The organism is Microvirga sp. KLBC 81 (assembly GCF_003075415.1).
In the GTDB taxonomy this organism is placed as follows: Bacteria; Pseudomonadota; Alphaproteobacteria; order Rhizobiales; family Beijerinckiaceae; genus Microvirga.
The window spans coordinates 21,371-46,875 of sequence record NZ_QDAH01000045.1 but is presented as its reverse complement, the minus strand read 5'-3'; the positions used below and the strand labels follow the sequence as shown (position 1 = coordinate 46,875).

General features: G+C 63.0%; 25 protein-coding genes and 1 pseudogene. 12 read left to right on the top strand and 14 right to left on the bottom strand.

Features of this window, described 5'->3' with window-relative positions:
* Positions 1-243: hypothetical protein (locus DC522_RS35460; protein WP_205769720.1), on the top strand; the 243-nt coding region annotated here is incomplete at its 5' end.
* 584 nt (positions 244-827) lie between these two features.
* On the top strand, positions 828-1,118 hold the full coding sequence (locus DC522_RS22400; protein ID WP_116530841.1) for a hypothetical protein: 291 nt from the start codon (positions 828-830) through the stop codon (positions 1,116-1,118).
* An 80-nt stretch (positions 1,119-1,198) separates the two neighbouring features.
* Here the strand turns inward: DC522_RS22400 and DC522_RS22395 are convergent, their stop codons facing one another.
* Positions 1,199-2,644, bottom strand: coding sequence for an aldehyde dehydrogenase (locus tag DC522_RS22395; protein ID WP_116530840.1), 1,446 nt, complete (start codon positions 2,642-2,644; stop codon positions 1,199-1,201).
* A gap of 280 nt (positions 2,645-2,924) precedes the next feature.
* Between DC522_RS22395 and DC522_RS22390 the strand changes: the two genes are divergently transcribed.
* The 4 genes from DC522_RS22390 (at position 2,925) to rpsD (ending at position 6,645) form a co-directional block, all read left to right on the top strand.
* A complete protein-coding gene (locus DC522_RS22390; protein ID WP_116530839.1) occupies positions 2,925-3,659 on the top strand; it encodes an RNA methyltransferase in 735 nt (244 codons plus the stop codon).
* Between the two features lie 64 nt (positions 3,660-3,723).
* Positions 3,724-4,926 carry a dienelactone hydrolase family protein gene (locus DC522_RS22385; RefSeq protein ID WP_116530838.1) on the top strand — a complete coding sequence of 401 codons (1,203 nt, stop codon included), beginning with the start codon at positions 3,724-3,726 and terminating at the stop codon, positions 4,924-4,926.
* 9 nt (positions 4,927-4,935) lie between these two features.
* Complete coding sequence (murI, locus tag DC522_RS22380; protein WP_116530837.1) at positions 4,936-5,808, top strand: glutamate racemase; 873 nt, start codon at positions 4,936-4,938, stop codon at positions 5,806-5,808.
* A gap of 219 nt (positions 5,809-6,027) precedes the next feature.
* Complete coding sequence (gene rpsD / locus DC522_RS22375) at positions 6,028-6,645, top strand: 30S ribosomal protein S4 (RefSeq protein ID WP_116530836.1); 618 nt, start codon at positions 6,028-6,030, stop codon at positions 6,643-6,645.
* A gap of 69 nt (positions 6,646-6,714) precedes the next feature.
* Here the strand turns inward: rpsD and DC522_RS22370 are convergent, their stop codons facing one another.
* From DC522_RS22370 to purB, 4 genes are all read right to left on the bottom strand, one after another.
* On the bottom strand, positions 6,715-7,308 hold the full coding sequence (locus tag DC522_RS22370; RefSeq protein ID WP_165820259.1) for a Spy/CpxP family protein refolding chaperone: 594 nt from the start codon (positions 7,306-7,308) through the stop codon (positions 6,715-6,717).
* Between the two features lie 97 nt (positions 7,309-7,405).
* Complete coding sequence (locus tag DC522_RS22365; protein WP_116530846.1) at positions 7,406-7,960, bottom strand: alpha/beta hydrolase; 555 nt, start codon at positions 7,958-7,960, stop codon at positions 7,406-7,408.
* 31 nt (positions 7,961-7,991) lie between these two features.
* Entirely contained in the window at positions 7,992-9,242 is a 1,251-nt protein-coding gene (locus tag DC522_RS22360) for a cyclopropane-fatty-acyl-phospholipid synthase family protein (RefSeq protein WP_116530834.1), read from the bottom strand.
* A gap of 74 nt (positions 9,243-9,316) precedes the next feature.
* Positions 9,317-10,630: an adenylosuccinate lyase gene (gene purB / locus DC522_RS22355; RefSeq protein ID WP_116530833.1), complete on the bottom strand. Its 1,314-nt coding sequence runs from the start codon at positions 10,628-10,630 to the stop codon at positions 9,317-9,319.
* Positions 10,631-10,817: 187 nt separating this feature from the next.
* On the opposite strand from purB, the gene DC522_RS22350 reads away from it, so the two are divergent.
* Entirely contained in the window at positions 10,818-12,449 is a 1,632-nt protein-coding gene (locus tag DC522_RS22350; protein ID WP_165820258.1) for a calcium-binding protein, read from the top strand.
* A 128-nt stretch (positions 12,450-12,577) separates the two neighbouring features.
* On the opposite strand, the gene rpe is transcribed toward DC522_RS22350, so the two are convergent.
* A complete protein-coding gene (gene rpe / locus DC522_RS22345; RefSeq protein WP_116530831.1) occupies positions 12,578-13,249 on the bottom strand; it encodes a ribulose-phosphate 3-epimerase in 672 nt (223 codons plus the stop codon).
* A 206-nt stretch (positions 13,250-13,455) separates the two neighbouring features.
* Between rpe and DC522_RS22340 the strand changes: the two genes are divergently transcribed.
* A complete protein-coding gene (locus tag DC522_RS22340; protein ID WP_116530830.1) occupies positions 13,456-14,697 on the top strand; it encodes an FAD-binding oxidoreductase in 1,242 nt (413 codons plus the stop codon).
* Between the two features lie 150 nt (positions 14,698-14,847).
* Here DC522_RS22340 and DC522_RS22335 read toward each other — a convergent pair whose 3' ends face one another.
* Positions 14,848-15,864, bottom strand: a complete 1,017-nt coding sequence (locus DC522_RS22335) for a P1 family peptidase (RefSeq protein WP_116530845.1) — start codon at positions 15,862-15,864, stop codon at positions 14,848-14,850.
* Between the two features lie 103 nt (positions 15,865-15,967).
* Between DC522_RS22335 and DC522_RS22330 the strand changes: the two genes are divergently transcribed.
* Entirely contained in the window at positions 15,968-16,696 is a 729-nt protein-coding gene (locus tag DC522_RS22330; protein WP_116530829.1) for a cytochrome c biogenesis CcdA family protein, read from the top strand.
* 72 nt (positions 16,697-16,768) lie between these two features.
* Positions 16,769-17,236, top strand: coding sequence for a DUF1203 domain-containing protein (locus DC522_RS22325; RefSeq protein ID WP_165820257.1), 468 nt, complete (start codon positions 16,769-16,771; stop codon positions 17,234-17,236).
* Positions 17,237-17,372: 136 nt separating this feature from the next.
* Here the strand turns inward: DC522_RS22325 and DC522_RS22320 are convergent, their stop codons facing one another.
* The 6 genes and pseudogenes from DC522_RS22320 to DC522_RS22295 all read right to left on the bottom strand — a co-directional run bounded on the left by DC522_RS22320 (position 17,373) and on the right by DC522_RS22295 (position 22,943).
* Complete coding sequence (locus tag DC522_RS22320; RefSeq protein WP_165820256.1) at positions 17,373-18,500, bottom strand: branched-chain amino acid ABC transporter substrate-binding protein; 1,128 nt, start codon at positions 18,498-18,500, stop codon at positions 17,373-17,375.
* A gap of 126 nt (positions 18,501-18,626) precedes the next feature.
* Positions 18,627-18,989 carry a DUF6867 family protein gene (locus tag DC522_RS22315; RefSeq protein WP_116530826.1) on the bottom strand — a complete coding sequence of 121 codons (363 nt, stop codon included), beginning with the start codon at positions 18,987-18,989 and terminating at the stop codon, positions 18,627-18,629.
* Positions 18,989-19,756, bottom strand: a complete 768-nt coding sequence (locus tag DC522_RS22310; protein WP_116530825.1) for an ABC transporter ATP-binding protein — start codon at positions 19,754-19,756, stop codon at positions 18,989-18,991. The genes DC522_RS22315 and DC522_RS22310 overlap by 1 nt, the downstream gene beginning before the upstream one ends.
* Positions 19,757-19,788: 32 nt before the next feature.
* Positions 19,789-20,598, bottom strand: a pseudogene (locus DC522_RS22305) (ABC transporter ATP-binding protein); the annotation flags it as partial.
* Positions 20,598-22,010 carry a high-affinity branched-chain amino acid ABC transporter permease LivM gene (livM, locus tag DC522_RS22300; protein WP_116530823.1) on the bottom strand — a complete coding sequence of 471 codons (1,413 nt, stop codon included), beginning with the start codon at positions 22,008-22,010 and terminating at the stop codon, positions 20,598-20,600. The gene livM and the pseudogene DC522_RS22305, both read right to left, overlap by 1 nt.
* 12 nt (positions 22,011-22,022) lie before the next feature.
* Positions 22,023-22,943, bottom strand: a complete 921-nt coding sequence (locus DC522_RS22295) for a branched-chain amino acid ABC transporter permease (protein WP_116530822.1) — start codon at positions 22,941-22,943, stop codon at positions 22,023-22,025.
* A gap of 297 nt (positions 22,944-23,240) precedes the next feature.
* On the opposite strand from DC522_RS22295, the gene DC522_RS22290 reads away from it, so the two are divergent.
* Positions 23,241-23,768 (top strand): flavin reductase family protein, encoded by a 528-nt coding sequence (locus tag DC522_RS22290; protein ID WP_116530821.1) that lies wholly within the window; start codon positions 23,241-23,243, stop codon positions 23,766-23,768.
* Between the two features lie 148 nt (positions 23,769-23,916).
* Here the strand turns inward: DC522_RS22290 and DC522_RS22285 are convergent, their stop codons facing one another.
* Positions 23,917-24,765 carry a methionyl-tRNA formyltransferase gene (locus DC522_RS22285; RefSeq protein ID WP_116530820.1) on the bottom strand — a complete coding sequence of 283 codons (849 nt, stop codon included), beginning with the start codon at positions 24,763-24,765 and terminating at the stop codon, positions 23,917-23,919.
* A gap of 143 nt (positions 24,766-24,908) precedes the next feature.
* Here DC522_RS22285 and DC522_RS22280 point away from each other — a divergent pair, with 143 nt between their 5' ends.
* Complete coding sequence (locus DC522_RS22280; RefSeq protein WP_116530844.1) at positions 24,909-25,499, top strand: helix-turn-helix domain-containing protein; 591 nt, start codon at positions 24,909-24,911, stop codon at positions 25,497-25,499.
* Positions 25,500-25,505 lie beyond the last annotated feature (6 nt).

Below are 25,505 nucleotides of genomic sequence, written 5' to 3'. Positions count from 1 at the left end.
GATGAACTGCCAAATGATGCGGGTCATCTCGTCGCCGTCGAGTTCGACGACCGGATTGGCAACCTTGATCTTCGCCATGATCTCACCTTGCGCTTCTTGAGGAACTGGAACAGGCCTGCCGGCGGCAGGCGGTTACCGGGGGCTATAGCGCGGTTGTGGCCGGTGGGGAAGGTGGGGGGAGGCCCGGAATTCAGCGCTTTCTCACGCTATGCGGACTTTTCCTTACCTCGATGCAGGGCGTGAGGGCGAAAAGCGTGTTGTCCATGGTGGCCTTGGTCCTCACGGTTTTGTCCGTTCTCCGGCGCTGAGCCAGGGCTGCCGTCGCCCTAAGAATGCCCGGTCGCAGCTGCAGGCTCCCCGACCCATTCGTTCATAACAGAGGTTGTGCGCCCGGCAGGCTGCATCGAAGGCGTCCTCCGGCACGCCCCGCTTGATATCCCGAGACCACGCCAATTGCCGTGGAAGAGGGTGGGAACGGGGTGCGCGATCCTGGCCGTGGAGGAGGCGGCCATCGTCAGGCCTGAGGAGAGAATCGCCAGACCGGCAATAGGAAGAGTGGAACGCGGCCAGGACAGTTTGGCTCTCCAAGGAAGAAGGTGGGTGCATGACGTAGCAGACTGAAGAAAAGTTCTGTGTGGGTTTCTGTCCCAACAGTAAGAATAACTGCCTTCAATGTGTGCTTACGCACGGAAAAGCAAGCGTGGCCGAAGTGAGATCCTCTTATTCCGATGGCTTTTCACAGGGCTGGTTCGACGTGTCTGGGGCTGTGAAACGCTGCTCACCTTGAGCAATCGGAAATTTTACTTCGATGTCAAAGAGGAACTGAAATGCGTCTTGCCATTCTTCTCGGGGCGACGGCTCTTGTGCTCGCCGGCTGCCAAACGGCGGAACAATCCATGTCAAATGCCGAGGCTGTCTGCCAGGAGACGGGTCTGAAGCCGGGGACCAAGACCTACACGCGCTGCGTCAACGCCAGCTACCGCAACAACGTGGCCCAGTCGAACACGGCGGCCAATCAGGCGGCTGCCGGTGCCGCTGCCGGCGTCGTCGGCGGTGCGGTGATCGGAGCAGCTGTGGCCCGTCCGCATTACTATTGCGGCTGGGGTGGTTGCTGGTAACGGCGGCGTTCGCAGCCCTGCAAAAGAGAAGCCTCCCGGGGAACCCAGGGAGGCTTTGTCTTGGGTGAGCCGATGATCGCTTAGAACGGATAATGCTGGTTCGGATCCTCGATGGTGATCCAGCGCAGGTCCGTGAACTCGTCGATGGCTGCCTTGCCGCCGAAGCGGCCATAGCCGGAGCCTTTCACGCCGCCGAAGGGCATTTGCGCCTCGTCGCCGACGGTGGGGCCGTTGATGTGGCAGATACCGGACTGGATACGCTTGGCGACCTGCAGGGCGCGCTGGATGTCACGTCCGAACACGGCGGAGGAGAGGCCGTATTCCGTGTCGTTGGCGACGCGGATCGCTTCCTCCACTCCTTTCACGCGGATGATGCTCTTGGCGGGGCCGAAGGATTCCTCCTCATAGATGCGCATGCCCGGAACCACGTTGTCGACGAGCGTCGCTTCCATGATCGTGCCGTTGCGACTGCCGCCTGTCGCGAGCGAACCGCCTTTCGCGACCGCGTCCTTCACCAGCCGCTCGACGCGTTCCGCCTCCTCGGCGCTGACGATGGAGCCGAGCACCACATGCTCGCGGGGATTGCCGGCGGGCAGGGCCTTGGCCTTGGCGGCGAGTTTCGCGACGAACTCGTCGGCCACCTTCTCGTCCACGATGATGCGCTCCGTGGACATGCAGATCTGGCCTTGGTTGAGGAAGGCCCCGAAGGCTGCGGCATTCACGGCGGCATCGACATCGGCGTCGTCGAGCACGATGAGAGGCGCCTTGCCGCCGAGTTCCAGCAGAACGGGCTTCAGATGCCGCGCCGCGATCTCGGCAATGATTTTGCCGACGCGCGTCGAGCCGGTGAAATTCACTCGGCGAACGGCCGGATGGACGATGAGGGCTTCGACGACCTTCGGCGCATCGGCTGCCGCGTGTGTCACGACATTGATCACGCCTGCCGGAAAACCGGCTTGGGACAGAACTTCGCCGATGAGGCGATGCGTGCCGGGGCAGAGCTCGGAGGCCTTGAGCACCAGCGTATTGCCGCAGGCGAGCGGCATGGCGACCGCACGGGTGCCGAGGATCACAGGAGCATTCCAGGGAGCCATGCCGACGCAGACGCCAGCCGGCTGGCGAATGGCGAGCGCGGTCGTGCCCGGCTTGTCGGAGGGGATGACTTCGCCCGTGATCTGCGTCGTCATCGCGGCGGCCTCGCGCAGCATGTTCGACGCGAGCATCACGTTGAACCCGGCCCAGGGCGCGGTGGCACCGGTTTCCTTCACCATCAGCTCGGTGAACCGCCCGGCATTCGTCTGCATCAGATCGGCGGCTTTCAACAGGAGAGCGCGCCGTTCGCCCGGTCCCGTTTCCGACCATTGCGGAAAGGCAGCCGCCGCCGCTTCGATCGCCCTGTTGGCATCCTCGACACCGCCGGCGGGCGCGCGCGTGGCGACCTCGCCCGTCACGGGATCGCGCCGCTCGAAGGTCGCGCCGCTCTGGGCTGTCGCGTCCTGGTCGCCGATGAGTAGCCTTACGTCCATGCTGTCCTCCCTTTACACGCCATCTGAAGAGGCGCGGTGATATCGTTCGAATCGATATTAGAGCGGTTCATTCGCTGAGGCGAAAGCCCCGGCGATGGACATGGCCCTGGAGCATCGTTCTTGCGGAAAGCCGGGTCCCCTTTTCGCTGACGCGGCCCTTCGGGTCGCTGACGCGGATCTCCGGTTCCGCACGGGGCGCTAGGCGCGGCGCTTCGTTTGGCGTTATGGAAGGGGGCATCCTGTCTGCCCCTCGGGCCAGATCTAAATTCAAAGACGCATCATGATCCGCCCCATCATCGTCCTCGTGGAACCGCAGCTTGCCGAGAATATCGGCATGGTGGCGCGCGCCATGGCCAATTTCAGCCTCTCGGAACTGCGTATCGTCGCGCCGCGCGACGGTTGGCCTAGGAAGGGGGCGCATTCGGCGGCATCAGGCGCGGTGCATGTTCTGGAGGGGGCGAAGCTCTACGACACCGTGCGCGAGGCCATCGCCGATCTGAACTTCGTCTTTGCCACCACGGCGCGGGAGCGGGGGCAGATGAAACGGGTCTTCGGACCTGACGAGGCGATGGTCGAGACCCACCGGCGGGGCGCGGAAGGGCAGCACATCGGCATCATGTTCGGGCGCGAGCGCACAGGCCTGGAGAACGACGAGGTCTCGCTGGCGGATGCCATCATCACCTTTCCGGTCGACCCGCAATTCTCGTCCCTGAACTTGGCCCAGGCCGTGCTGCTCGTCTCTTACGAATGGTACAAGCTCGCCACTGGCGGGGCGCTGCCGTTCTCCGGCGAGAGGCTCTCGCCGCCCGCACCGCGCGAGATGGTGACCTCGTTCTTCGACTATCTCGAAGCCGAGCTCGATGCAGTGAACTTCTACCCCGAGGACAAGAAGCCGACCATGACCCGCAACATGCGAGATATCTTCCACCGGCTCGAGATGACGGAGCAGGACGTGCGCACCCTGCGCGGGGCGATTCGCGCTCTTGCGGAAGGGCGCCGGTTGAGAAAGTCTTAAAGATCTTCTGCTCTAATGTTGCCAGGAGCCCTTCTTGCTCCGCACATTCTGATCTGAGATCGCCATGCGCCGCTCGCTGACTGCCCTCGTTGTCCTCGGTTCGTGCCTCGCCGCTCCGGCGGCCATCGCAGCCTCGCCGCCGCAGCAGCCGGAGAAGGGGCCGGGTGGGTCGGACTACAAGATCGCGGAGGTGGTCAAACGCGGGACCGGCACCGTCAGCTCGGGGGCTTACGTCTTCCATGGCAATGATACGCCCGCAGCGCCGCGTCCGGTCGTGGTGTTCTTCCATTCCTGGGGGGCAGTGAATCCGGCCCTCTATGGCGGCTTCATCGATCATCTGGCCCGCAAGGGCTATCTCGCCATCTTCCCGCGCTTCCAGGAAGTGAACCGCTCCCGCCCTGCCGATGCGACGGCGCGGGCGGAGGCTCTGATCCATGATGCATTGGCGGCTATGGCCAATGATGCCCAGGCACGCCCCGATCTGAACCGCGTTGCCTTCATCGGCCATTCCGCCGGCGTGCCGATTGCGCTCAACGTGGCGGCGGCTGTCGAGGAGACCAAGCTCCCTGCGCCCAGGCTGATCTTCGGCCTCGTGCCGGGCGGCATCGCCTCGAACGAGAAGGAGCGCGGCATCATGCTACGCGACCTCTCGACCGTTGATGACCGGACCCTGCTGATCACCATGAGCGGCGATAGGGAGCACCTGCCGAGCGACCGCGCGTCCCGCCGGATCTTCGAGGCGACGAGCGCGATCCCGGCCACCCGCAAGCTCTTCATGCGCGCAAGCTCGGACGATCACGGCTATCCGGCGCTCACCGCGACCCTGGCCTCGCCCGGTTCACCCAAGCCCGAATATGATGCCGCTGCGATCAAGCTCCCGCCCGATCCGCCCCGCGACCCGAAGCAGAAGAATACCTGGAAGTGGAGCGCCGACATGGCGCTCTCCGGCCCCCAGACCATCCTGACCCAGCAGCTCGGGAACAACGGCATCGACACCCTCGATTATCTCGCCTTCTGGAAAACCTTCGAGATGGCGGCCGAGGCTGCCTTCGTTGGCAAGGATGCCGCCGCTCTCGCGCGTGATCCGAAATTCGTGGACATGGGCAACTGGAGCGACGGCTGGCCCGTGCGCCGCCTCTCGGGGCAGATGCCGAAAGCGGAGGGGCAGGAGGAGAAGCCGGAGCGGGGGCCGCGCCGCAAGCTCAACATGTCTCCCACCGAGAACAAGCAGGGACTGAACGATTTTCTGAAGCAGGTTCGTTCGTAAGGTTTGCCGATGCGTATCGATCTTCTGGCCGGGGCGTCCTATAACTCGGCTGTCATGCCTTCTCCCGTTCCCACCATCCTCGTCTTCGATTCCGGCCTCGGCGGCCTCACAGTGTTCTCCGAGGTCCTGAAAGCTCGTCCCGATGCCCGCTTCGTCTATGCGGGCGACGATGCCGCTTTTCCTTATGGACGGTTGAGTGAGCAGACGATCATCGTCCGGGTTCTGGCAGTCATGGAGAGGCTGATCGGCCTTTATGATCCGCAGCTCGTGGTGGTCGCCTGCAACACGGCCTCGACCATCGTGCTGCCGCATCTGCGTGAGCGTTTTTCCGTGCCTTTCGTCGGCACCGTCCCGGCCATCAAGCCGGCGGCCCAGGCGACCCAGACGGGATACATCACGATGCTGGCGACATCGGCCACCGTGACGCGCGAATACACCCGCGATCTCGTCCAGACCTACGCAGCCGATTGCAAGGTCAATCTCGTAGGCTCACGCCTCCTAGCGGGCTTCGCAGAGGCGGAGCTGGCGGGAAACCCAGTTTCCGATGAAGAGCTGATCGAAGAGCTTCAACCTTGCTTCATCGAGGACGAGGGCGGCCGGACGGATGTGGTGTCGCTCGGCTGCACCCATTATCCGCTGCTCCTGCCGCGCCTCCAGAAGCTCGCGCCCTGGCCCGTGACCTGGATCGACCCGGCTCCGGCCATCGCCCGCCGTGTAACCCAGCTCATCGGCTCACCTATTCCGGGGCATGAAGCCGATGAGAACGAGGCTCTGGCGGTCTTCACAGGTGGGGCGGGCATCACGGCAGCCTTCCGCGAGGCCTTGCGTGCCAAAGGCCTGCCGGTCGTGATGATCGAGGATATGCCGCTCCTCCAAGGGTGAGGCGGCTGCGGGCCCGCCTTGATTGACTTATGCCCCGTTTTCTCTTACATCCCTCCCGTTCACGCGGTCCTCACGGGCCGCGTAACTTTTTACGCTCCCGTGGCCCGGCTTTCAGTCGGCCTGTCGTCCCGTCCCTCGAGACGGCCCTTTGGGCCTCCTCGGGATGAGGGGAAGAGGAGGGCGCGTTCCTCGCAAATTCGACACAGAAGAGGAACAGCGATGTCGAAGCGCATTCAGGCCAAGCACAAGCTTGACCGCCGCATGGGTCAGAACATCTGGGGCCGCCCGAAGAGCCCCGTGAACCGCCGCGAATACGGCCCCGGCCAGCACGGCCAGCGCCGCAAGGGCAAGCTCTCCGACTTCGGCACGCAGCTGCGCGCCAAGCAGAAGCTGAAGGGCTACTACGCCAACATCACCGAGAAGCAGTTCCGCCGCTACTATGCGGAGGCTATCCGCCAGAAGGGCGACTCCGGTGAGAACCTGATCGGTCTGCTCGAGCGCCGTCTCGACGCGATCGTCTATCGCGCGAAGTTCGTTGCGACCCCCTTCGCCGCCCGTCAGTTCGTCAACCACGGTCACGTGAAGGTCAACGGCCGCCGCGTGAACATCCCGAGCTATCTCGTGAAGGCTGGCGACGTGATCGAGGTGAAGGACAAGTCCAAGCAGCTCGAGGTCGTGGTCGTTGCGTCGCAGCTCGCCGAGCGTGACGTTCCGGACTACATCGAAGTCGATCACTCCAAGATGACGGCTCGTTTCACCCGCATCCCGACCCTCTCCGAGGTGCCGTATCCGGTGCAGATGGAACCGAACCTCGTGATCGAGTTCTATTCGCGCTAATTCTTGCGAAGTCGATCTCAAACTGAAAAGGCCGCCCGATTGGGCGGCCTTTTTGTTTTCGGGTGAGGCTTACTGCTGGGGGGCGGCGCCGCGCGGGCCGGAGCCCATCGGATCGTGGTGCCTCATCTCCGCCCGGCGACCGTGGTGACCGTCGCGGCCACCGCGACCGTGGCGCTGGCGCCAGCCCAAGCCGTCCTCCACGGCCTCACGCATGAGGCGCGGAGCGACGCGCTTCTGGTCTTCGCTGAACGTATCCCAGAGGGGGCGCAGAGCCGTGGCGATGGCCGACGAGGTCTGGGCGCGCTCGGTCATCATGGTGCTGCGTTGCTCGAAGCGCTGCATGAAGTCTGCCGAACGGCGCTGCTCGCGGTTCTCGCGGAACTGCGTCATTCGCGTATAGCGCTGGTTGGCGGCGTTGCGGATGGCGATCTCCACCGGGCTCCAGATCCTTTCCTGATCGGCAGTGAGCTTCAAGCCAGCCTTGATGGACGCGATGCGGGCATCGACGAAGCGGTTGAAGTCATCCTGCGACATGCGGGGCTGAGCCTCCTCCTGAGCCTGTGCCGCCGGAGGCTCGGCGGGGGCCTGCGCCTGGGCGAAGGCATAGGTGCCGACGCCGGCGAGCATGGCGGCAGCGGTCGCGAGGGTGGCGATTGTCTTCATACGGGTATCCTCCTTGAACACCGATGAGGATGAGATTGCTCCCATCCTGCTCACGGCCGGATGACTCCCGCATGAAATTTTCGTCATGTTGGAAGGATCAGCCCAGGCGCTTCAGGAAACCCGCGAAGCGCATCAGGCCTTCGGGCCAGGGGCCGTGGCCGCTGTCCGTATTGAGGTGTCCGGCGTCGCCAGCGTCGACGATGGCCGAACCCCAGGCATAGGCGATGTCCTCCGCCTTCTCGTAGTCGCAATGCGGGTCCGTACGGCTTGCCACGAGCACCGAAGGGAAGGGCAGGGGATCGCGTGGGATCGGTGCGAAGGCGCGGTCGATGGCAGGGATGAAATCAGGTCTCTCCACATCCGGCATGCTGACCAGAAAGGCGCCCTGCACCTTGTTTCGGGGGAGAAGTGGAGCCGCATGGACGATGGCCAGAACGCCGAGGCTGTGACCGACCAGAACCACGGGCCTTTCGGCGCGCTTCACGTCTTCGGCGATGCGCTCCACCCATTTCTCCTTGTCGGGGGCATCCCAGTTCTCCTGCTCGACCCGCCATGCGGTCGAGAGCTGACGCTCCCATCGGCTCTGCCAATGGTCGACGCCGGAGTTTTCATAACCGGGGACGATGAGGATGTCGCAATCGGAGGTTTTCATGTCCCCGAGATAAAGGCGCACCCTTACCGGTTCAAGCGCTGCGCTTGAACTCCACCGTTTCGGCGCGCTTGAGTGCGGCTTGTCTCTCGGCGATGTAGTCGCGGGTCAGGGGCACCGCATCGTTGCGCTTGGCCAGCTGAATCTGGAACACCACCGCATCCTGCCAGCGGAAGGCGGATTCCGACATGGCAAGGTAGCATTCCCACATCCGGCAGAAGCGCTCGTCGTAGAGCTTCAGCGCCTCGTCCCTCTGAGCCAGGAAACGCTCGCGCCAAGCCTGGAGCGTATAGGCGTAGTGCAGGCGCAGGATCTCGATATCCGTCACCACCAGTCCCGCGCGCTCGATGGCGGGCATCATCTCCGAGAGCACCGGCAGGTGGCCGCCGGGGAAGATGTAGCGGGCGATCCAGGCATTGACCGGGTAGGGCGTGCCGGACCTTCCGATGGTGTGAAGGAGCATCACCCCATCATCCTTCAGCAGCTTGCGGCAGGTCTCGAAATAATCGTCATACGACGCCGGGCCCACATGCTCGAACATGCCGACCGACACGATGCGGTCGAAGCTGCCGGTCGTGGCACGGTAATCCTGAAGCTCGAACTTCACCCGCTCCGCGAGGCCGGCGGTGGCGGCGCGCTTGCGCGAGACTTCCAGCTGCTCCTCCGACAGGGTGACGCCCTTCACCGAACCCGCGCCAGCCACCTGAGCCAGATAAAGCCCCATGCCGCCCCAGCCGGAGCCGATATCGAGCACGCTGTGGCCGCGCTCCACCAGGAGCTTCGCCGCGATGTGTCGTTTCTTGGCGGCCTGAGCCTCTTCGAGGCTTGCATCCGGGTGGTCGAAATAGGCGCAGGAATACTGCCGGTCGCTATCGAGGAATAGGGCGTAGAGCCGCCCGTCGAGATCGTAGTGATGAGCGACATTCCGCTTCGAACGCCGAGCGTCGTTTTCGCCGCGCATCGTCAGCCAGGCGCGGATCTTCCGTAAGCGGTGGAAGGGCAGCTCGTTGAACTCGCCATGCGTGTCCTGAAGAAGGAGCTGGAGCAGGTCCAAGATACCGCCCTGCTCGATGATGAGCCTGCCGTCCATGAACAGCTCGCCGAGCTTCAGTTCAGGGTGGAGGCAGAGAGCCGTCTGGGCCGCGGTATCCGTGAACCGGATGGCGACTTCCGGAAATCCGCCATCGCCGAAGGTGAAGGTCTGGCCCTTGGCGGTGGTCATCGTGAGGGTGCCCCGCTTCACGGCACGCGTGAAGGCGGTGGCGAGGATCTTCTCTGACAGCATGGTCTCAATCCCCGTGCCGTTGATCTCCTGCACGGGGATTGTCGCGCGTTAGGCAAAAATGTCCAGGCCTGGAGTTATGCCCCAGCGGAACCGAAGACCCGCGTGAAGATCGTATCCACATGCTTGAAATGGTAGCCTAGGTCGAAGCAGGCTTCGATCTCCTCCGGCGTCAGGTACTTCGTCACGTCCGCGTCATTCTTGAGAAGCGTCAGGAACTCGCCTTCGCCACGCCAGACCGGCATGGCATTGCGCTGTACGAGGCGATAGGCATCCTCGCGGGAGGCGCCTTTCTGGGTCAGCGCCAGCAGAACGCGTTGCGAGTGAACGAGGCCGCCAAGGCGGTCCAGGTTCTTCTGCATGTTCTCCGGATAGACCACGAGCTTGTCGATGACTCCCGTGAGGCGCGCCAGCGCGAAGTCCAGGGTCACGGTCGCGTCGGGGCCGATCATGCGCTCGACGGAGGAGTGGGAGATATCCCGCTCGTGCCAGAGCGCCACGTTCTCCATGGCGGGCAGCGCATAGGCGCGCACCATGCGGGCGAGGCCGGTGAGGTTTTCCGTCAGCACCGGGTTGCGCTTGTGCGGCATGGCGGAGGAGCCCTTCTGGCCCGCCGAGAAATACTCTTCCGCCTCCAGAACCTCGCTGCGCTGCAGATGGCGTACTTCCGTCGCCAGGCGCTCGATGGAGGAGGCGATCACGCCGAGCGTCGCGAAATACATGGCGTGACGGTCGCGCGGGATCACCTGGGTCGAGACGGGCTCGACCTGGAGACCCATCTGCTCGGCCACGTATTCTTCCACGCTCGGGTCGATATTGGCGAAGGTGCCGACCGCGCCCGAAATGGCGCAGGTGGAAATCTCGCGCTGGGCCTCGATGAGGCGCAGCTTGCAGCGCTCGAATTCCGCATAGGCCTGGGCGAGCTTGAGGCCGAAGGTGGTGGGCTCGGCATGGATGCCGTGCGAGCGGCCGATGGTCGGCGTCATCTTGTGCTCGAAGGCGCGGCGCTTGATGGCGGCGAGCAGCTCGTCCATGTCGCGCAGCAGGATGTCGGTGGCGCGGGCGAGCTGCACGTTGAAGGTGGTGTCGAGCACGTCGGACGAGGTCATGCCCTGGTGGACGAAGCGGGCCTCGGGACCGACGATCTCGGCCAGATGCGTGAGGAAGGCGATGACGTCGTGCTTCACCTCACGCTCGATGGCGTCGATGCGCTCCACGTCGAAGGTGGCGTTCGAGCCCTTCTCCCAAACCTTCTCCGCCGCCTCCTTCGGCACGATGCCGAGATTGGCGAGCGCCGTGGTGGCGTGAGCCTCGATCTCGAACCAGATGCGGAACTTCGTTTCGGGCGACCAGATGGCCACCATCTCGGGACGGCTATAGCGGGGGATCACGGGACTTCTCCTGCGGACGGAATGCTGGGTGATGGCTATGTGATGACCGAGGAGAAGGCAAGGGATGGAAGGCCTTGCGAGTGACATCTCACGATCTAGGGACAGCTTTTGATAAAGGAGCCCCCTGGACGACCCATCTCGGGAATTGTAACGGTATATGGATTATTTTCCTCACGAGAAGAGAACCATGGCCGTCCTGACCGTTACCCCGCGTTCGTCCGAAGACTTTTTCCGCATCAATGCATTTTTCTACGGGGTGGGGCAGGGATCCGTTCGCTACAGCTCCGAGTCGGTGATCGTCCTCGGAACGCCCGATCTGAACCGGGTCGTGCTCAACGGAACCCGGCTCCAATATGACCTGACGCAGGAGAATGCGTGGGCGGGCGGCATCGTCACGAGCATCACGCTCTGGGATCGTGCCTATGAAAAGAGGATTGCCGTGATTAGCGGCCTGAGCATCGAATTGAGCGATCTCGGTCCGAGGTTCGGCACATCCATTTACAGCGTAGGCGGCTTGGTGAGCTATCTCTTCAGCGGTTCCGACTATCTGTTCGGCAGCGGCTACGGCGAGTCACTCTTCGCTTACGACGGAAATGACACTGTGATTGCCGGTGCGGGCGATGACGATATCGCACCGGGTGCAGGCAACGATACTGTCAATGGCGGCGCGGGTTACGACTTCCTGACCTACTGGAACTATGAGGTGGTCGGCGGTAACGACACCACCCCTGGCGCGGTCATCGACCTGCAACTGACCAGCGTCGTGGATCCCTGGGGCGGCACCGATCAGCTCGTTTCCATCGAGGGCGTCGAGGGCACGGCCTATGCAGACACCTTGACTGGTAATGACAGAGACAACTCGCTCTACGGTCTTGAAGGCAACGACCATCTCATCGGTCTCGGTGGCAACGACTTCTTCGTAAGCGGACAGGGTGTCGACACGGTCGAGGGCGGCGGGGGATTCGATACGGTTTCCTACGCCGATTATGCCGGAGCCGGCTCTATCGATGTCGATCTTGTGGCGGGCACGATTAGGGAGGCATGGGGCACCACGGACAATGTTTCCGACATCGAAGCCGTTCGCGGAACAGGCAATGGTGACAAGTTCCTGGGCAGCGATGCGGATGAAAACTTCCAGGGCATGGGTGGCAGCGACACCATTGATGGAGGAGAAGGGGACGATACTGCTTCCTACTCGGCCGATAAGACCCGCGGGGGATTGTCGGGCGTGTCGGTGGATCTTGCCGCGGGAACAGCGCGTGACGGCTTTGGGTCGAGTGATATCCTTATCAGCATCGAAAAAGTCTTCGGCACAGCCTTTGCGGATACTCTCTATGGAAGCGGCCTAGCGAACACCCTGAGCGGAGGTTCTGGCAATGATCGGCTCGATGGCCGAGGCGGGGCCGACGTGGTTGACGGGGGCGTCGGTAACGATAGCCTCACGGCAGGAACGGGTAACGATTGGCTTTATGGCGGTACAGGCAAGGACACATTGGTCGGCGGCAGCGGCCGGGATGGGTTCGTGTTCGACACCAAGGCGTCTGCCGCCAACATCGACAAGATCACTGACTTCAGCGCTCGCGATGACACGATCTGGCTTGATAATGCCGCGTTCACGAAGCTCAAGCTCGGTGGGCTCAGCGCATCAGCTTTTCATATCGGGACTATGGCGCACGATTCCAGCGACCGGATCATCTATGACAAGGCTACGGGAGCGCTTTACTACGATCCCGACGGAACCGGTCTCGCAGCTCAAGTGAAGTTCGCCCTTGTGGGGGCCAACAAGGCGCTGACATCCTACGACTTCTACGTCTATTGATGCTCCAACAGGGGTGTTAAACCCATGCGTTCAACACCCCCTCAACGCTCAATCATTTCTATGAATGATCGAGCTCCGTCCCAAGCGGCAGAGCTTTCGTTCATCCTGTCCGCCGCATAGCTTTGTTCTTATCGTGCCTTCGCGGCTGCCTCGCGAATGGCCGCGATGTTGGGAGCGTAGGCCGAGGGGCCGCCCTTGAAGATAGCGGAGCCCGCCACCAGGACGTTGGCTCCGGCTTCCGCCACCAGAGGCGCGGTTTCGGGGGTGACGCCGCCATCGATTTCGATATCGATGTTCCGGTTGCCGACCATTTCCCGGACGCGCCGCAGCTTCGGGCAGACGGAGGGGATGAAGGCCTGCCCGCCGAAGCCGGGATTGACGGTCATCAGGAGGATCAGGTCCAGGTCGTCGAGCACGGGCTCGATGGAGGCTTCGTGGGTGCCCGGATTGAGGACGATGCCTGCCTTCTTGCCCAGCTTGCGGATGGTCTGAAGCGACCGGTGGAGATGAGGGCCGGCCTCCGCATGAATGCTGATGATGTCCGCGCCCGCCTTGGCGAAGGCTTCGAGATACGGATCGACCGGGGCGATCATGAGGTGAACGTCGAAGACTTTCGACGTGTGCGGGCGGATCGCCTTCACGATGTCCGGACCCATCGTGATGTTCGGCACGAAATGGCCGTCCATGACGTCGATGTGGATCCAGTCGGCGCCGGCGGCGTCGACAGCGCGGATTTCCTCGCCGAGCTTCGAGAAGTCGGAGGCGAGAATGGACGGGGCGATGAGCAGAGGGCGTGTCATGAAAGCGGCGGTAGCACGCGCTTTCTCCAACGGCAACGGGCATTCGCGCCGCGCCCAAACCATTCTAAGACCACTTGGCTGGGGAGAGGCGTTTTTGCCTCTGGAAAGACGTGGACGGCCCTCCCGGATCGGGAGTAGAAGTCGTTCTGAAAAGGGCAAAAACCCTGGCTCTCCCGATGAGAGCACAACAGGACAGGCAGGGCTTCATGCGTAAGGATGTGGTTGTTCTTGGCGCCGGCATCGTCGGTGTGTCGATTGCCGTGCATTTGCAGAAACGCGGCCGTTCCGTTCTCCTGGTCGATAAGCGCAAGCCCGGTGAGGAGACCTCCTTCGGCAATGCGGGCCTGATCCAGCGGGAAGGCGTCTATCCTTACGGCTTCCCGCACGATTTCGGCGCGTTGCTGCGCTATGCGCTGAACAACAACATCGATGCCCATTATCATTGGAGCGCGATTCCCAAGATCGCGCCCTTCCTGCTCCAGTACTGGATGCATTCCCGCCCGGCCCAGCACAAGGCGATCGCGCGAATGTACGCGCCGCTCATCGAGCGCAGCGTCACCGAGCACATGGCATTGGCCGAGGAATCCGGTTCCACGCACCTCATCCGCCCAACCGGTTGGCTGAAGGTGTTCCGTGATGAGAAGAGCAGGGACGAGCAGTTTCGCGACGCCGAGAACGTGAAGCGCGATTTCGGCGTGAACTTCGACGCCCTCAACACAGAGGGGGTGGCCGAGCGCGAGCCTCACCTGAAGGTCGAGACCAAGGGCGGCATCCATTGGACGGACCCTGCCTCCGTCTCCGATCCCCATCTGCTGACCATGGGCTATGTCGGCCTGTTCGAGCGCCTTGGAGGCGAGCTGGCTGCCGGCGATGCCCGGACCCTTGAGGAAACCTCGACCGGATGGCGCGTCCAGACCGAGAAGGGGGCGGTGGAGGCTGGCGCCGTGGTCGTGGCGCTCGGCGCCTGGGCCGACGTGGTCACCAAGCGGCTCGGCTATAACCTGCCGCTCGCCGTCAAGCGTGGTTATCACATGCACTACAAGCCCGAGGGCAATGCGGTGTTGAACCGGCCGACCCTCGACTTCGACCGTGGCTACTTTCTGGCTCCGATGCAGAAGGGGATCCGCCTCACCACGGGCGCGGAATTCGCCGTGCGCGACGCGCCCAAGACGCCGGTCCAGCTCGACCGGGCCGAGCCCATCGCCCGGGAATTCTTCCCGCTCGGCGAGCGCGTCGATCCCGAACCGTGGATGGGCATGCGCCCCTGCACGCCGGACATGATGCCGATCATCGGCAAGGCTCCTCGCCACAAGAACCTGTGGTTCGGCTTCGGCCACGCCCACCATGGCCTGACCCTTGGTCCCGTCACGGGCCGCCTGCTCGCCGAGATGATCACGGGCGAGACGCCGATGGTCGATCCGAAGCCGTATCGGGTTGAACGCTTCTGAGCCTTCCAATCCTGGATTTTCTCGTCATGGCCGGGCTCGTCCCGGCCATCTCGATTTTGAGAAGCACTGTGCCCTTTTCATCGAGATCACCGGCACAGGGCCGGTGATGACATGGAGGATGGTTTCAGCACTTTAGTGCGCGAAGGCGTCCTAGCCTTTGACCAGCCCGCCGAACCTGTCCTTCCACGCTGCTTGCGCGCCAGGGAAGGGCAGGGCGGTGGCCTCGTAGACGCCGCGTGCGATGGCACGGGCCAGGCAATCGCCCGCGAGAGCGCCGATCTCGATGAAGTCCGCCGCCTCATCCTTCAGGGGCTTCTTGCCTGTCGCGGCGGCAAAGACCGTATCTCCGTCGTAAAGGGCGTGGGCGAAGCGCAGGCCCTTCGCGTGGCCGTCATGGGAAATGACAGCCAGCCGCTTGGCTTGCGCCTTGGTCAGCACGGCGTCCGTGGCGACGAGCGCGATGGTTGTGGAGATGGGCGGCGCGGCCTCCTGAGCGCGGCCTTTCCAGTTGAGCTTGCGCATCTCGGGCGTGATCCGACTCGGCAGCCCTAAGCCTCCGAACTCTTGGGCCTCCTCATAGGCTCCTGCCCAGAAATGCGGCCCGTCTCCGACCAGGGTGGAGGCCAGTGCGTTGACGATGACCAGCGCGCCGACCGTGTGGCCTGCGCTCGTCACCGCGCTCGCCGAGCCGAGGCCTCCCTTCAGATCGACCGTTGTCGCCCCATAGCCGCCGCCCGCCGTGCCGAGCGCGAAGTCGAGACCGGCGGCCTTGGCGGCCTCGTAGCCCAGCTCGCGATAGGGCGGATAGCGACCCCATTCCTTGTTGCCGCCGTTGAGGAGATCGAAGGTGATGGCTTGAGGCACCAGGGGAACGAGGGCAGGACCCACGGCAAAACCGATGCCCTTTTCCCGCAGGAAGGCCTGCACGCCGCCTGCTGCATCGAGACCATAGGCCGAGCCGCCTGAGAGGACGATGGCATTGACGCCCGGCACGACCTTGTCCGGCTCCAGCAGGTCCGTGTCGCGCGTTCCGGGAGCTCCGCCATTCACGGCATAGGAAGCGACCGCAGGCTCGTCGAACAGAACGGCCGTGACCCCGGAGCCGAGTTCCGGGTCGTGGGCATTGCCGACCCGAAGGCCTGCCACATCGGTGATGAGATTGCGCAAAGCTGTCATCCCTTAAGGCAACCGCAAAAGCGCCGGCTTCACAAGCAGGCGAGCCTTGCATCCACCAGCTTTCTCAAGAAGCCGGAAAAGGCTAGAAGGCCTCATGCTCAGCGTTTCCTTTCCTGCCGCGGCTCTCGGCGGCCTCATCAGCTTCTTGAGCCCCTGTGTCCTGCCGTTGGTCCCGCCATACCTGTCGTTTCTCGCAGGCACGACCTTCGACCAGCTGCACGCCGGGGATGATCGGGCCGTGCGCCGTCGTGCGATGCTGGCAGCTTTGCTCTTCGTGGCAGGCTTTGCGACCGTGTTCGTGCTGCTGGGCGCGACCGCTTCGGCCCTGGGCCAGGTAATCCGGCAGTACCTTGATGTCCTGAGTACGATTGCGGGCATCGCCATCATCATCATGGGCGTGCATTTCTTAGGCGTCTTCAGGCTCCATTTCCTCCACCGGGAGGCGCGCTTCCATGTGGAGAAACCCATCGGCCTGTGGGGCGCCTATGTGATGGGCCTTGCCTTCGCCTTCGGCTGGACACCCTGCATCGGCCCGGTGCTCGCGGCGATTCTGGCGGTGGCGGGATCGGAGGACAGCGTCTCCTACGGCGCCATGCTGCTCGCAGCCTATTCGGCAGGCCTCGGCATTCCCTTCCTGCTTGCGGCCTTCGCCATGAAGCCCTTCGTCGCCCTCATGAAGCGCATGCGCTCCCGCTTTGGCCTGGTCGAGAAGACCATGGGCGTTCTGCTGATCCTCACCGGCATCGCCTTTCTCACAGGGTGGATCACCAACATGTCCTTCTGGCTGCTTGAGACATTCCCGGTTCTCGGCAAGCTAGGGTAGGGCAGCACAGGAATCGGGTCGTTCTCCCGCTTCTGAGGTTGCAGAGTGATGGTCTCGACAGGGAGACCATCCATGACGTTTCAAATTCGCGGCCTTGAGGCAGAAGCCTTTGCCCCTCTTTTCCGGCTCAGCGACAAGGACCTTGAGTCCATTGGTGCCCAGCGGGTCTATGCGGACGAGGCCGATGCCTATCCCTGCCGGGTCTCGCTGACCCGTGTCCCGGTGGGCAAGGAGCTGCTGCTCGTCAACCATGTTCACCAGCCTGCGCCCTCGTCGCCTTATCGCGCCAGCGGGCCGATCTTCGTCAGCCGCTCGGCCACGACGGGCCATTATCTCGGCGAGCTTGCGCCCATCCTGAAGAACCGGCTCTTGTCCCTCCGCGCCTATGATGCTGCGGCCCTGATCGTCGATGCTGAGGTGGCTGAGGGTGAGACTGTGGTCGAGGTGATCGGGCGCTTCCTGGCCGATCCGCAGGTGGCTCACGTGGATGCGCATTTCGCACGCCGGGGCTGCTTTGCCGCCCGCATCGAGCGCGCCTGAGATCAGGCTATCACCTGATGGCCTGCGGCGGCGAAGAGCGCGGGCATAGCGGCAATCGGCTTCGCTCAAGGGATTTCATGAAAAAACCCGCCCTGTTGCCAGGGCGGGTCTGTTCGTTCGGCTTTAGGCCGATCGATTACATGCCAAGCTCGTTGCCGGAATAGTCGATCTTGCCGTCGGCACCCTTCTTCCAGACGTACATGATGTAGTCCGGACGGGTGATGTCGCCCTTCTTGTCGTAGGAGATATCGCCGATGACGGTCTTGAACGGCTTACCGGCCTTCATGATGTCAGCCATCTTCTTGCCGTCCGTGCTACCCGCCTGCTTGGCGGCCTCGACCAGGATCTGGGCCGCGGCGTAGCTGTAGAGGGTATAGGCTTCAGGCTCGAAGTTCTTGGCCTTGAACTTGGCCACTGCGTCCTTCGCGTTCGGGTTCTTGCGCGGATCCGGCGAGAAGGTCATCAGGGTGCCTTCGGCGCCCGGGCCGGCGATCGAGGTGAACTCGGCCGACACGATGCCGTCACCCGACATCATCGGGGCGTTGAGGCCCTGGTCGCGCATCTGGCGGATGATGAGGCCGGCTTCCGTGTGGAGACCGCCGAAATAGACGACGTCAACGCCGGCCTGCTTCAGCTTCGACACGAGAGCGGAATAGTCCTTCTCGCCCGGGTTGATGCCTTCGTAGACGACTTCCTTGAGGCCCTTGCCGTTCATGGCCTTCTGGGTCTCGTCGGCAAGGCCCTTACCGTAGGGGGTCTTGTCGTGGACGATAGCGACCTTCTTGCCCTTGAACTTGTCGGCGAGATAGCCGCCGGCAACGGCGCCCTGCTGGTCGTCGCGACCGCAGGTACGGAAGGTGTTCCACATGCCGCGCTCAGTGAACTTCGGGTTCGTGGAGGCGGGGGTGATCTGGACGATGCCGGCTTCCTGATAGACTTCCGAGGCCGGGATCGAGACACCGGAGTTGAAGTGGCCGACGACCATCTTCACACCTTCAGCGGCGAACTTGTTGGCAACGGACACGCCCTGCTTCGGATCGGACACGTCGTCGCCGATCACGACCTGGAGCTTCTGGCCATTGATGCCGCCAGCGGCATTGATGTCCTCGACAGCCTGCTCGACGCCGTTCTTCAGCTGAGCGCCGAAAGCCGCGTTCGGGCCGGTGATGGGGCCTGCAACGCCGATCTTGATCTGCGCGCTGGCTGCGCTGGAGAAGGCGAGGCCAAGACCAAGCGCCACGCCGGTCAACAGCATTTTTTTCATGAGGTCACTCCTCTGGGTGGTTTTATGGGCCCCTCTTCCTCGTGGGGCCGGTTTGACGGGGAACCCGTCATCCAAGGTAACATCATGCTGGTTTTTAAGCGGATGTCACCTGGGAATTTATTGGACTTAGCCCTTTGTAGCAGAAGCCTTTTCCCGCCAGGAAAACGGGCCGCTCCGCTCGTAGAGCCAGCGGTACTGCGTGGTCATCTGCCGGGCCCGGGTGTACTGGAACCCGAGGGAGCCGATGATCAGCATCACGATCGTGTCCACTGCGTAGTAGTGAACCGAGAGCAGGGTGCCCCCGAACAGCGCGAAGTGAATGAACCGGACGGCTGCGCCGAGGATGAAGAGATACAGGATCAGATTCCAGTACGGGCGCCAGGTGATGGCGATGGCCCGGCCGGTCATCCAGGCCCCCCAGCCGCCCATGATCACGGTGATGAGGAGGAAGAGCCAGATCGAGGGCTCTTCGTAAAGGATACCCTGCATTAGTGGTGCCCTCCTTCGAGATAGGCCGCGCGGACCTGCGGGTTTTCCAAGAGTTCCTTGCCGGTGCCGCTCATGGTGATGTTGCCGGTCACCATCACGTAGCCGCGATGGGCGAGCCTGAGGGCATGGTAGGCGTTCTGCTCCACGAGGAAGACCGTCATGCCGTCCTTCTCGTTCAGCTCTTTGACGATGGCGAAGATCTGCTTGACGATCAGCGGAGCAAGACCCAGCGACGGCTCATCGAGGAGGAGCAGGCGCGGACGGCTCATGAGCGCGCGGGCGATCGCCAGCATCTGCTGCTCGCCGCCCGAGAGCGTGCCGCCGCGCTGCTGAAGGCGCTCCTTCAGGCGCGGGAAGAGGGTGCAAACCCGCTCCAGATCCTGGTTGAAATGGGCCATGCCGTTGATGGCGGCGCCCATCTGCAGGTTCTCGAACACGGTCATACGCGGGAAGATGCGGCGGCCTTCGGGCGATTGCGCAATGGACAGTTGCGCGATCTCGTGGGTCGGCATCTTGGTGATGTCCCGGCCCGCATAGGTGATGGTGCCTTCACGGGCGCGCGGGTTGCCGAAGATCGTCATCATCAGCGTCGACTTGCCGGCGCCGTTGGCGCCGATCAGGGTGACGATCTCGCCTTCATGGACATCCATGTCCACGCCCTTGAGAGCGATGATGTTGCCGTAATAGGTCTTCACGCCGCGCACGCTCAGGAGCGGCTGACGGCCCGCATGGGCTGCGGTTTGTTGAATGCTTGCTCCAGCGGTCATGCGCCGATCTCCGCTACGACTTGCTGCACCTCTTCTTCATCCGCCACGCCGAGATAGGCGGCGATGACCTTGGGATCATTGCGCACCTCGGAGGGCGTGCCGTCCGAGATCTTCGTGCCGTAATCGAGCACCACCACGTGATCCGAGATCTCCATGACCACGGACATGTCGTGTTCGATCAGGAGGATCGAGGTGCCGTGATCCTTGCGGATCGAGAGCAGCAGCTGGTTCAGCTCCAGCGACTCGCGCGGGTTGAGGCCCGCCGCCGGCTCGTCGAGGCAGAGCAGGAGCGGATCCGTGCACATGGCGCGGGCGATCTCCAGACGGCGCTGGTCGCCGTAGGGAAGGTCGCCGGCCGGGTCGTCGGCGCGGTCGATGAGGCGGGTCTTCGCGAGCCAGAACTTGGCCTTCTCGATGGCCTCCTTCTCGGCCTTGCGGTAGCCGCCGAGCCCGAGGACGCCGAGGAAGGTGAAGCCCGAGGCGATCATGAGCGGGTTGTGCTGGGCCACCAGCAGGTTCTCGAGCACGGTCATGCCGGAGAACAGGCGGATGTTCTGGAAGGTGCGGGCGACCTTGGCCTTCCAGTTGATGTCGAAGCCCGGGAGCCTCTCCAGCAGCAGGTGCGATCCGTCCGGCTTACGCAGAGCGATCATGCCTTCAGTCGGCTTGTAGAAGCCGGTGATGCAGTTGAAGACCGTAGTCTTGCCCGCGCCGTTCGGGCCGATGAGCGCGGTGATGTCGCCGCGCCCGGCCTGGAAGGAGAGGTCGTTGACGGCAACGAGGCCGCCGAAGCGCATCGTGAGATGCTGTACGTCGAGGATGGGATCCTGCAGCCAACGCATTAGCCGTGTCCTTCCTTCACGAGCGAGCCGGAAATGGCCTTGCGCTCTTTCAAGATCACCGAGGGTTCACGTTCCGAGATCAGTCCACGCGGACGCCAGACCATCATCGCCACCATGCCGATGCCGAAGAGCAGCAGGCGGTATTCGTTCGGGTCGAAGCCCGAGCCGAACACGGCCTGGAGGAAGGTCAGGTTACGCAGGATCTCGGGGCCGCCGACCAGCACGATGGCGGCAATCGCCACGCCGATCTGGGAGCCCATGCCGCCGAGCACCACGATGGCCAGGATGATGGCCGATTCCAGGAAGTTGAAGCTTTCCGGAGAGACGAAGCCCTGGCGGACCGCGAAGAACGAGCCGGCAAAGCCGCCGAACATGGCGCCGAGCGCGAAGGCCGTGAGCTTGGTGTTCGTGGTGTTGATGCCGAGCGAACGGCAGGCGATTTCGTCCTCGCGCAGCGCTTCCCAGGCACGGCCGACCGGCAGCTTGCGAAGGCGCATGGTGACGAAGTTGGTGAGCAGAGCCAGTGCCAGGATGAGGTAGTAGAGGAAGACACCCCGGTGCATGGTGTTGAACTCAAGCCCGAAGGTGCTCGCGAATCCGTCTTCGCTATTCGTGAACGGAATGCCGAAGAAGGTCGCGCGTGGGATCGAGGAGATGCCGGCGCCGCCGCCCGTCAAGTCCACCCAGTTGATGAGAACGAGGCGGATGATCTCGCCGAAGGCGAGGGTCACGATCGCGAGATAGTCGCCGCGCAGGCGCAGCACCGGGAAGCCCAGGATGATCCCCCACATGGCGGCCAGGATGCCGGCCAGCGGCAGGCAGATCCAGAACGACAGGCCGAACGTGGTCGAGAGCAGGGCGTAGGAATAGGCGCCGACCGCGTAGAACGCGACGTAGCCGAGATCGAGCAGGCCCGCGAGGCCCACCACGATGTTGAGGCCCCATCCGAGCATCACGTAGGTGAGGATCAGAACGCCAAGATCGATCCAGTAACGGGACTCGCTGAGGCCGCCCTGAATCAGAACGATCAGGAACGGGAAGGCGAGCGCACTCCCCAGGAAGAACGGAAGAGCGAACTTGGACACATGCTGGAACGCGCTCGGCTCCGCATGAACCGGTTCGGTCGCCTGATGGGCGCTGGGCGTGGCCTGGCGATAGGCCTTCGTCGCCGTGAAGGCGTGAAGGAAGAGACGCAGGCCGAAGACCAGGGCGCACATGATGGCGACCAGGCCCCAGCGCTGGCTGAGGAACAGGTCTGCGCCGCTCTGCTCCGTCTTGTAGGAGAGGATCGGGATCGAGAGACCCAAGGTGATCAGGGCCGACTTGGCGGAGTCTTTCAGAGCAGCGGCGAGATCGAAGCGGCGGGTGACCGCATTCGTCTGCGCCGTTGTCGTAATGGAAGGAGCGTTCATGCTCGTTGCTCCTTAAACCTTCTCGACCTCAGGCCGTCCGAGAATACCGGAGGGCATGAAGATCAGAACGATGGCGAGGATCGAGAACGCGGCAACGTCCTTGTACTCGATGGAGAAATAAGCGGACCAGAAGGTCTCGATGAGGCCGATGATCAGGCCGCCGAGAACCGCGCCCGGGAGCGAGCCGATGCCGCCCAGAACCGCAGCCGTGAAGGCCTTCACGCCCGGCACGAAGCCGTCGTTGAAGCTCACGACACCGTAATAGAGCAGATACATGGTGCCTGCGACCGAGGCGAGCGCCGCGCCGATCACGAAGGTTAGCGAGATCGTGCGGTCCACGTTGATGCCCAAAAGCGATGCCATCTTGCGGTCCTGCTCGCAGGCGCGCTGGGCGCGGCCGAGCGAAGTCTTCTGGACAAGATACCAGAAGATCGTCAGCAGCACCGCAGTCACGGCCATGATGATGATCTGCTTGTAGGAGATCGCCACATTGTAGCCGCTCTCGCCCTGGAACAGCACGACCACGTCCTGCACCATGGGCGGGATCGGCTTGTTGCGCGCTCCTTGCGCCACCTGCACGAAGTTCGCCAGGAAGATCGAGACGCCGATGGCCGAGATCAGCGGCGCCAGGCGGAACGAGCCGCGCAGGGGCCGATAGGCGATGCGCTCGATGGCCCAGCCCCATAGGGAGGTGAGCACCATCGCGACGATGAGCACGATGAGAAGTGCCAGCGCGATGGATGAGATCCCGAGCCATGTCGTCAGGATCAGGAAGAAGATGAGCGCGACAAACGCGGAAAGCATGAAGACGTCGCCGTGGGCGAAGTTCACCATGCCGATGATACCGAAGACCATCGTGTAACCGATGGCGATGAGGCCGTAGATCGACCCCAGCGTCAGCCCGTTGATGAGCTGCTGCACAAAGATTTCCATGTCCTACCCTTAGCCCTCTGGAAGCGGGTCTTGCTTTGGGAAAGGCTCAACAAAGCACGATGTGGGTGCAAGGCCAAGCCGATACGTCAGCTAAGCGGGTCTCTAGCAAACGGTTTTTCGTTCGACAACGTACTGTTATGATTCCTATCGGTCTTCTTGATGGAATATTCGGCATGGTTTGATCCAATTGGAAGCAAGCCCCGAAGGGCCGCTTCCAAAGCCTGCACGGAGGACCCATATGGACGGCAACGGCCTTGTGCTCCGCTCGAAAGAGTGGGAGAGGCTTCCTGGAAGAACATGTTGAAGACTCCCGCTCCTCCCTCGTCCGCCGCAACCGGTGCCCCTGGTCTCGACTCTGCCCTCTTCCGTGAGGGCATGAGCCGCGTTGCCGCAGCTGTTCACGTGGTCACCACGGATGGGCCGGCCGGAATCGCCGGTTTCACGGCCACCGCCGTCACCCCCGTGACCGACGAGCCGGCCTCGCTCCTGGTCTGCGTCAACACGGCCGCCCGCTCGGCGCAGGCGCTCCTGTCCAACAGGGTATTCTGCGTGAATACCTTGGCTGCAGACGATCAGGCCCTGGCGAATGTCTTTGCCGGCCGAACCGAGCTTCACGGACCGGATCGCTTCTCGAAAGGGGAGTGGGACAAGCTCGTCACCGGCGCACCTGCGCTCACCACGAGCCTCGTCTCCTTCGATTGCCGCCTGAGCGATGCCCGCGTCGTCGCCACCCACCACGTGATCATCGGCGAGATCGTGAACATCCGCCTCGGCGAACCAAAGCCGGCGCTGGTCTATCAGGGGCGGCTCTATCACGAGTTGTGAGGCTTCGAGGGCGGTGAACCCTTGGAACCTTCGATCCCGACCTCCCTTAAAGGCACATGCTCCTGGAGGTGCGTCCATGCTCAAGCTCATCAGAAATATCGTTCTTCTCCGGCAAGCCTGGAAGTTGCTGAAGCGTCGGCGCTGAGTTTCACGTTGCCCTGGCCGGTCCCGGCGCGTAAGGGCTCCAACCGGTGATCTGGATGAAACCGTCCTTTGCCGCGACGACCATGTGCTTGCGGTGCTTGTGGACGAGGGATCCCGGCCTGAAGCCGTGCTCCTCCCGCCAGCCGGAGGCCTCCCACACATAGACGTAGCGGGAATCGACCTGCGCGAAGGCCTCGATGGAGCCGAAGGCGCGGATCGTGCGAAGGACGTCCTCGATGCTTCCTGTCCAGTTGATCGTCCTTTCGGTCTGCGTGATCCGAGGCCAGTAGGTGCCGGGCCCTTGCGGCTTGGCCTCTTCCCAAAGCCGGGGGAGATCATCGACCAGCTGGCCCGCGATCTCCTTGGCCGCCATCTGACATTTGGCGAGCAGCGTATCGTGAGTTTCCTGAGGGGCTAAGGGGAAGTGCCTCTGGGTGAGGATGGGACCAGTATCGAAGGCGGGCTCCAGGGTGTGGGCCGTAACGCCCCATTCCGGGACGTCATCGAGAATCGCCTTGAACAGAGGGTAGGGGCCGCGCCCGCTCGGAAGGGGCGAGGGGTGGAAGTTGAGGGCATAGGGAACATGCTGCTCCCAACCTCTGATGAGCCAGGGATAGCCCGCCACCACCAGCACCTGGCAGCCTGACGCTTTCAGCGCCGCAAGATCGGCCGGAGTGATACGTGACATCTGAACCGGGATCCGCAGGCTGCGGGCGCGGGAGACCGTGATGTCATTGAAATCATAGATGCTGTCGCAGGGACGGCTGAAAAGCTTCACCGGTTGCCAGCCCTCGGCGATTAGGGTCTCGAACACGTCTCCGAGAAAATCGATTCCGGCAAAGGCGAAGCGCATTCTCAGGTTTTCTCCTCGTCGCCGGCTAAACGCTTATCGAGGCAAGACCGCGTCTCCATGGAAGCCAGGTTTTTACACCGCTTCGATGAAACAGGAACAGCGCGGCCATTGACTCCATTATATTGGAATTGCATTCTACCTTCATGGAAGAGATCTCCAATATTAATGCACATCTCGCTGAGCGTCTGCGCGGATTGCGTGCGGAGCGCGGTTTGACCCTCGATGGATTGGCTGAGCGCACCGGTGTGAGCCGCTCGATGATTTCCCTCATTGAGCGAGGTGAGAGCAGCCCCACGGCAGTGGTGCTCGACAAGTTGGCGGCGGGCCTGGGTGTCACGCTCGCTTCCTTGTTCGCCGAGAAGGAAAACGCCGGGGCCTCGCCCTTGGCGCGCCGGGCCGAGCAGCGCGTCTGGCGTGATCCGGATAGCGGATATGTGCGCCGCAACCTGTCGCCTCCGGGCTTTCCGTCTCCCATCGAACTCGTCGAGGTGATCCTGCCGGCGGGCGCCCGGGTCGCCTACGACACGGGTCGCCGCTCCGTGGGCGTGAACCAGCAGATCTGGATCATCGATGGTGAGATCGAACTGGGACTCGGCGACGAGACCTACCAACTCTCCGCCGGCGACTGCCTGTGCATGGACATCGAGCGACCGACGATCTTCCGCAACCTGTCCGGCCAATCCGCCCGCTACCTGGTGGCTCTGACCACCGAGGCCAAGCCTTCAAATCGTTGAGGAGGT